Source organism: Vibrio sp. Vb0304 (assembly GCF_033338995.1).
GTDB classification, from domain to species: Bacteria; Pseudomonadota; Gammaproteobacteria; order Enterobacterales; family Vibrionaceae; genus Vibrio; species Vibrio alginolyticus.
On sequence record NZ_JAWOTT010000005.1, the window covers coordinates 243,490 to 251,985 of the forward strand.

Here is an 8,496-nt window from a genome sequence, read left to right on the forward strand (position 1 = left end):
AAAAGTAATACTCTTTACCTTGGTGCCGCTATTTCGATTTCGCTAATTATGACTGGATGTGCAACAACACAACCTAGACCTCTTGCTCAAAAAATCGATCAAGATATGGTTCTTATTGAAGGCGGACAATTTACGATGGGCTCGGATAATCCATCAGCAAATAAATCCGAGCGCCCGGCCCGCACCGTTCGCGTGGAAGATTTCTATTTGGCAAAATTTGAGGTAACCCAAGAGTTATTCGAATCGGTTACAGGATCTTCTCTGAGCTATTTTAGAAACCCAAATACGCCCGTAAATAACATTAGCTGGCAACAAGCCAATTATTTTATAAAGAAATTGAATGAAAAAACGGGAGAGCACTATCGTTTACCCACAGAAGCAGAATGGGAGTTTGCAGCGAAAGGGGGGAATCTAAGTCAAGGATTCACTTACGCGGGAGCTGATGATATTAACGACGTTGCCTGGTATGCCAGTAACTCAAACAATAAGGCACACAAGGTAGGTCAGAAAAAACCGAATGAGCTTGGCTTATACGATATGACGGGTAATGTTGGTGAGTTTGTTATTGATGCCTTTGATGAAGGTTATTACAAATCAGCACCAAGTGATAATCCGGTAAACGCAAAAGATGAAAAAGAAAGCCTTGCACACAAGTCTGTACGAGGTGGTAGCTTTGCCTATGATGCTGACGAATCCGAAAACTATCGTCGCGATTTTGCTAGCCAGTCAGTCATCATGTCCGACATGGGGCTGAGATTAGCGAAAGACGCTGATTAAACTAAGTAAGAAAAAAGTGGAGCGATAAAAGTTCCACTTTTGGTAATTAGCTCCTATTGACCCCGACAATAGAGGCTTTAAGCTGATCAATAGCTTGTTTAGGTGCATAGTGACTAAGCTCTTGTATGCACCTATCGAAAGCAAAAGCGACAGCACCTTTTTTATGATTTCTCGCTAGAACCTCGCATTGAGCATACAAGTGCTGTGGATTGCCACCGACTTCAAATGCTGTTTGCAACGCTTTACTGGCTTCTAGAACATCGCTTTTTTCTAGAGCTAGACCGTACACGTACCAATAATGAGCATTAGTTTCACCAATTTCTGCGGCGCGTCTAAGTAGCTTTTTCGCATCATCAGCTTTGCCTTGACGCAACAAAGAAAGACCTGCGCTGTATGGTAACGTGCTGGATTTAGGTTGAGCTTTCATCCCTTGTTGTAGCACCGTGAGCGCAGCTTCTTCTTTACCTAGGTGACGATACAAATCTGCTAGGTTAACGTAGCTATTTTCGAAATAGGGTTCGATGCTGATCGCTTGTTTATACAGCTCGGCCGCTTTGTCGATTTCACCTAAGCTGCGGTACACATTCGCCAAATTGGTTCTTCCGAAACCACGATCGGCATTAAACTCTTGAATTTCCATGTACTCTTCTAAAGGCGATTTAATGATATCTTTTTGTAAAGGGGTCATTTGTGCGTAGTTCGCTACCAGCACCGAGGCAGCTTCCGTTCTCACTGAAAGCACCGGGTCATCAAGCAATGGCTCTAGAATCCGCCACCGATCATGAAATTCATAACCAGACGAGCCTGAAATTGCCCCTAATCGAACCATTTCATTCTCATTCTTAACGGCCCTAGCCAAAGATACTGTTGTATTTTGGTCTGTATTGCCTCCCATCCTCTCCAGGGCTGAGGCGCGAATAATGTCTTTTAAAGACGAATCCTGAGCAGAGTATGCTAACGCATTTGCTGCTCCTTGATGACCAATTGAATCCGCATAAAATGCGACAGCAAAATGTTGCTGATTACGATACTTCGAATTCGGGTACCATTCTGCTATCTGTTCATCGGCCCATTGATTGCTTTTATCTTCATGGCATGACATGCAAACATTGGGCGTTCCAATATGTTTGCTCAAATCCGGTCGTGGAATATGCCAACTGTGGTCTCTACGAGGATCGACTTGCATGTAAGTTGTTTCTGGCATGTGACAAGTCGTACATTGCGATGCTTCAGATCCAACCTTATGAAAGGTATGCTTTTCAGGTGTATATTCCGATGCAATATGGCATTGCGAACATACTGCCTCTTCTGGGATCGTTAATTCTGCCGTGTGTGGATCATGGCAATTAGTGCACGTGACCCCCTTCTCCGCCATTTCAGATTGAAGAAACGAACCATAAACATAATCTTCGTCGTAAATCTGTCCATCATGATAGTAGAGTTCAGGTGTTATAAGACTTAAGCGATATTTATCAAAAAAGGAACCTTTAACATGATCACCTGTTTCATTTAACTGGGTTCGGCGACTATGGCATTGAGCGCATGTTTGCACTTGATTGGTTGCTTCAATTGATTTCGGCTGTAACGTACTATGGCCTTCCTCAAACACCCAATCCGACACTGCTTTAGACAAATTTCGATCAAAGCCATAATGGCTGTCATGCTCAAAAGAAGTGCCAGCATTTTTGTATTTCTTGGCCAGTTCTATGTGCTGACTAGCGGGACCATGGCATGCTTCGCATCCCACATTAATCTCTGACCATGAGCTGTTGTAAGTGTTTTTGTCAGCGTCGTAATTCTTCTTTAGGTTCGTTGAATGGCAATCAGCACACATGAAGTTCCAATTTTGCCCGGTATTGGTCCAATAGAATTCATCCGTTGTTGTCGTTTCTGGATAAAGATGAAACCAACGCTGTCCCCCTTCAACTTTAGCTCTTGTGTCCCAAGCAAAAGGAATAAGCTGCACGCGGCCATCTTCAAACTCGACCATGTACTGTTGTAATGGCTCCCAGCCAAATGTATAGCTGATCTTATAGTCATGCCATTGCCCGTCAGCACCTTGAATATTGACCCAAAATTCGTCGCCTTTTTTAAAAAAACGGTTAGGCATTCCTTTGTGCGTTACAACATGGTTATCAAAATCACCACGTACAGAGGTTGTACTTGCATGCTTCATGGCCATATCGTGATGTGACCCTTTCCAGGCCTCCACTTCGTTTTGGTGGCAATCTATACAAGCTTGTGTGCCAGCATATTCTGGATTTAAGCCTGAAGGAATATTTGGTTTCTCTGTTAATAACTCTTGAGAAAAAGCCATAAAACTGACAACAACGTTGACCAGCAATAAAATGCGAAACCGGCCTGCCCACTGACTCATAGATATCCTTATATTTATAATGTACGACCTAAATCAATATAGACACTAAATCACTGGTTATACAAATAATTACAAGCAATACATAACGACTTTAGTATTGCTTTAGGACCGTAAAACAAGCGAGCATCCTATTGTTTTTCATTTCCATCCCCCTCTTCTACTACGCAATAAAAATAAGGCTCTTCAGTGATCTAAATCTACTTTACGAATCTCTACAAACTAACAGAACAATCCTATTTCTTCTTAATTAACAAATGGTTACAACCTAGCAATAACTTATGGTTATATCGAGTATAAGAGGATTTTTCTATATACATCATTAACTTATGCAGCAACTAAGCATAAGGCTCACTTGTGCTTATCTTTACTCTCAACAATCTGGAGTTTTTATGGCAAATCAATTGAGCAAAATCGCTGTAGGCGCAGGACTGTTAGCGGCGTCCAGTGCTGCTATGGCAGCCGACAAACCGAATATTCTGGCAATTTTTGGTGACGATATCGGCTACTGGAATATCAGCGCATACAACCAAGGTATGATGAGTTACAAAACGCCAAACATCGACCGTATCGCGAATGAAGGTGCGTTGTTCACAGATCACTACGGACAACAGTCTTGTACTGCTGGTCGCGCGGCCTTTATTACGGGTGAAGAGCCATTTCGTACGGGTTTGTTAACAATTGGTATGCCAGGCTCTGACCACGGCATACCTGATTGGGCGCCAACCATTGCAGACCTGTTAAAAGAACAAGGTTACATGACGGGTCAATTTGGTAAAAACCACTTAGGTGACCAAGATAAGCACTTACCGACAAAACACGGCTTTGACGAATTCTTCGGTAACTTATATCACCTAAACGCAGAAGAAGAACCTGAAACTTATTACTACCCTAAAGACCCAGAGTTTCGTAAAAACTATGGCCCTCGTGGTGTCATTAAGTCTTATGCCGACGGTAAGATTGAAGACACTGGCCCGATGACACGAAAACGTATGGAGCACGCAGATGAAGAGTTCCTAGAGAGCTCTTTGGCATTTATGGAAAAAGCAGTTAAGGCGGATAAACCCTTCTTTATTTGGCATAACGCCACTCGTATGCACGTTTGGACTCGCTTGCAGGAAAAATACCAAGGTAAATCAGGTGTAAGCATTTATGCCGATGGTATGCTGGAACATGATGATCATGTAGGTGTTTTACTCGACAAGCTGGATGAGCTAGGTGTTGCAGACAACACTATCGTTATCTACTCAACGGACAACGGCGCAGAAACCATGACTTGGCCAGATGGTGGCGCAACACCATTCCATGGTGAAAAAGGTACAACTTGGGAAGGCGGTATGCGTGTTCCTCAACTGGTTCGTTGGCCAGGCGTCATTAAGCCAGGAACCAAGATCAATGAAATGATGGCACACCAAGACTGGTTGCCTACATTATTGGCAGCTGCTGGCGTACCTGATGTAAAAGAAAAACTGGCAGAAGGCTACAAAGCAAATGGCAAAGAATGGCGTGTGCATTTAGATGGTTATAACTTCATGCCATACTTTGAAGGTAAGGAAGAAAAAGGCCCTCGTGAGTCGCTGCTTTACTTTACGTCTAATGGTGAATTAAACGCTGTCCGCTGGAATGACTGGAAACTTCACTTTGCAACGCTTGAAGGGAACCTAAGTAACGCAGTTCGTTTTGCTCCGAACTGGCCTAAAATCATCCACCTACGCGCTGACCCATTCGAAAAAGGCCCAAGCGAATCACAAATGTACTTGCGTTGGATGGCTGACAACATGTGGCTATTTGTACCTGTACAAGACGTTGTGGGAGAGTTCTTTAAAACACTTCCAGAATACCCAATGCAACGTGGCACAGCGATGAACCCTGCTTCACTAAACTACGACTCTCTAAAAATGCAAGAGAAGCTGCAACAACTAGACAAAGTTAAACAAGAAATCAGCAAGTTTAAGTAAACTAAGTTAACGTTAGTTAATCAGTAACATTAATCCAGCAGACCATTCTGCTGGCTTATGTGTATCGCTACATAGGAACTTACTTAAATCGCCTGTTTAGCCTATACAAAGTGGGCATTGTGAGTACAAACTGAAAAACAAAAAAGGAGAGCTAACCTGCTCTCCTTTGTATTTTAACCGTGGATAAACTAAGCCACATTAACCGATTTAGCTAAACTGCTACTTTGGAAAAACTCATCATGCAATGCGCAAATCGCGTGCTGGTATTCCTTATCACCGACAACAAATTGAACATTTACATTTCTCAATGATGAGTGCAGTGCAACTGGCGTAACGCCATTATTCATCAATGCAAGCACACCTTTCGCCAACGTCTTGTTGGTATCAATTTGAGAACCGATGGCTGAGATAAGCGCGACCATACGACCTTTAATCGAGGCATTCGGATAACGTTTCTCGGCTTTATACAATACTTTGTTTAAGCTATCAGTACTGCCACCTAGATAGTAAGTAATAGAGTTAGCGTTCATCTCTTTACCAACCAAACTTACACGAGCATCGGAGATGATTTCCATCAATTCGTAACTAACGTTATCGGCTTTTCCTACCATTGCTTGGTCAAATAAATGCAGTGCAAATACTTTCTCTTTACCTGCGATGATCTCGACTTTGTCTTCTTCTGGGCGGTAGCTTGAAGAGATCAAAGTGCCTTCGTGTTCAGGTTCGAATGTATTTTTAATCTGTAGCTCAATACCACTTTCACGTAAACCCGCAGCGGCATTTGGGTGAATCGCTTCCATGCCAAGGTTAGCAAGTTGGTCTGCTACGTCATAGTTTGTACTACCAATTGGTAATACTTTTTCAGGGCCAACAACGCGTGGGTCTGCTGAGCTCAAGTGGTACTCTTTGTGAATTACTGCTAAATCCGCTTTTGTTATTGCTGCAATTCGGCTAAATGTCATCTCACTATAACCTCGGTCATAAGTGTGCATTAGGCCCTCTTTACAGTAAGCATAACCTGTCACGATTGGCAGTTCTTTTGATACATCGATATCAGCAAACGCGTCACTGATCGACTCATCAAGGCTTCTTGGCGCTTGATTATCCCAACCAGACAGGTCAACGAACTTAGCGTTAATACCCATATTTTTTAGTTTTAGTGCTGTGTTGTAAGCACTATGTGCCTCACCGATAGACGAGAGAAACTCTCGAATTTGAGGCAAGTACTGGCGCAACGAAAATTGACCGTACTGACAGGTTTCTAAAATATTCGCGATACAGTTTTTCGCTTCAGCAATGCGGGAGCGAATGAATTTATCCGCACGGATACGATTCATTGGGTCCGCAAAAATATTTTCATTGGTCAGCAACATACGGCTTTCAACGTACGCTAACGCTTCTTCCCATTTGTCGTCGCGTTTCGCGATAAGCTGATAAACGCCTGGTTTACTGGTTTTTTTACACTCGAGCAGCGCATCGGTCATACCACCGTATGCAGATACGACAAAAATACGATTGTATGGTGTTTTGGGACGAAGAATAATATTGTCGAGAACAGCATCAAATGCTGTCATTGATGTACCGCCGATTTTTTCTACGGTAAATGTCATGATAAGCCTTTTTTGATTGGTAACTTTAAAAAGAAAAAAGAAGAGATAGTAAAGTGTGGGGTGGCAAAGCACCCCACCATCATCTTTTAGTCAACGAGAGGATAAACACCGTTTTCATCGTGCACTTCAGCGCCAGTAATCGGTGGGTTAAACACACACGCCATTACCATTTCTTTATTCTTATAAGCTCTCAAGTAGTGCTCATCGTGTTTATCAAGGATGTATAATGTACCTGGTTTGATGGGGTACGTTTCTCCACCTACAACTTCAATCTCACCTTCACCACTCATACAAAACACCGATTCAAGGTGGTTTTGATAGTGAATATGAGTTTCTGTATCTTCATAAATTGTTGTGATGTGGAAAGAGAAACCCATGTTGTCGTCTTTCAACAACATGCGGACACTTTCCCAGTTATCTGAAACAACACGTCGTTCGCTGTTGCGGCATTCATCTAGAGTTCTGACGATCATAATTAAAATCCTTATTAAGATGCTTGTTTGAAATGTTTCGCAGCGATAGTCTCTACTGCATTTTCAAAGATGCTTAGTCCTTGATCTAGCTCTGATTCGCTGATGGTTAGTGGACAGAAGAACTTCACAACTTCATCTTCTGGACCCGCTGTCTCTATCACCATTCCATTCTCGAAACAGTTTTTCGCAATTTCAGATGCCATGTCACCATTGATACATTCAATACCAACCATCATGCCGCGGCCTTTTTTCTGCACAAACATTTGAGGAAAGCGACGAACACAACGGTCAATCACTGCACTTACCTTGTCTGAACACTGCTTGATGTGTGTTTCAAAATCATCGTTTGCCCAGTAAATTTCTAGTGCTTTTGCAGCAGTAATAAAGGCGTGATTATTGCCACGGAACGTACCGTTATGCTCGCCTGGCTTCCACTGGTCAAGCTCAGGCTTAAGTAATACGACAGCCATCGGCAAACCGTAACCACCGATCGACTTCGATAGCGTCACGATATCCGGTTGGATACCAGACGGCTCGAAACTAAAGAAAGTACCGGTACGTCCACAACCTGCTTGAATGTCATCGACAATCACAAGAATGTCATTGGCTTTACAGATTTTGCTCAAACGTTGTAACCACTCGTTTGAAGCAGCATTTAAACCACCTTCACCCTGCACAGTTTCAAGAAGTACAGCGGCTGGTTTATCCATACCTGCAGAGTTATCATTTAGCATGGTTTCGAACAGCGCGAGACCATCTACGCCAGCGTAACCTTCAAATGGAATACGAGTGACGTTACTTAGACTAGAACCGTTACCTTGTCTGTGATGCTGGTTACCCGTTGCAGCCAGTGCGCCAGCAGTACAACCATGGAAACCGTTAGTAAACGCAACGACGCTGTCGCGGCCTTTTACTTTTTTAGCCAGCTTCAATGCCGCCTCAACAGCGTTAGTGCCTGTTGGGCCCGTAAACTGAACCTTGTAATCCAAGTTTCTTGGTTTAAGGATGTAAGTATCCAACGCTTCCAGAAACGATGCTTTCGCTTCTGAGTGCATATCCAAACCGTGAGTAATACCGTCCATTTCAATGTACTCAAGCAACGCTTGTTTTAGTACTGGATTGTTATGGCCGTAATTTAGAGATCCCGCTCCAGCAAGGAAGTCTAAGTATCGTTCACCTTGTTCTGTTTCTAGCCAGCAGCCTTTCGCTTTACGAAAAACGACCGGGAAATTGTTTGAATATGAGCGTACGTTGGATTCCTGCTTTTTGAAAATATCCATGATGAGACCGTTTTTAATTCCTAT

Annotated in this window: 6 protein-coding genes; 2 read left to right on the forward strand and 4 right to left on the reverse strand. The window is 43.0% G+C overall.

Going from position 1 to position 8,496, the window contains the following annotated elements; genetic code table 11:
- Positions 1-48: 48 nt before the first annotated feature.
- A complete protein-coding gene (locus R7P35_RS10190; RefSeq protein ID WP_372036141.1) occupies positions 49-777 on the forward strand; it encodes a formylglycine-generating enzyme family protein in 729 nt (242 codons plus the stop codon).
- Positions 778-823: 46 nt separating this feature from the next.
- On the opposite strand, the gene R7P35_RS10195 is transcribed toward R7P35_RS10190, so the two are convergent.
- A complete protein-coding gene (locus tag R7P35_RS10195) occupies positions 824-3,154 on the reverse strand; it encodes a tetratricopeptide repeat protein (RefSeq protein WP_042522540.1) in 2,331 nt (776 codons plus the stop codon).
- Between the two features lie 389 nt (positions 3,155-3,543).
- Here R7P35_RS10195 and R7P35_RS10200 point away from each other — a divergent pair, with 389 nt between their 5' ends.
- Complete coding sequence (locus R7P35_RS10200; protein ID WP_102970295.1) at positions 3,544-5,109, forward strand: arylsulfatase; 1,566 nt, start codon at positions 3,544-3,546, stop codon at positions 5,107-5,109.
- Between the two features lie 188 nt (positions 5,110-5,297).
- On the opposite strand, the gene R7P35_RS10205 is transcribed toward R7P35_RS10200, so the two are convergent.
- From R7P35_RS10205 to ectB, 3 genes are all read right to left on the reverse strand, one after another.
- Positions 5,298-6,719, reverse strand: a complete 1,422-nt coding sequence (locus tag R7P35_RS10205) for an aspartate kinase (protein WP_005377768.1) — start codon at positions 6,717-6,719, stop codon at positions 5,298-5,300.
- A gap of 86 nt (positions 6,720-6,805) precedes the next feature.
- Positions 6,806-7,192 (reverse strand): ectoine synthase, encoded by a 387-nt coding sequence (locus tag R7P35_RS10210; protein WP_005377769.1) that lies wholly within the window; start codon positions 7,190-7,192, stop codon positions 6,806-6,808.
- Positions 7,193-7,206: 14 nt separating this feature from the next.
- Positions 7,207-8,472, reverse strand: coding sequence for a diaminobutyrate--2-oxoglutarate transaminase (gene ectB / locus R7P35_RS10215; protein ID WP_025766718.1), 1,266 nt, complete (start codon positions 8,470-8,472; stop codon positions 7,207-7,209).
- Positions 8,473-8,496 lie beyond the last annotated feature (24 nt).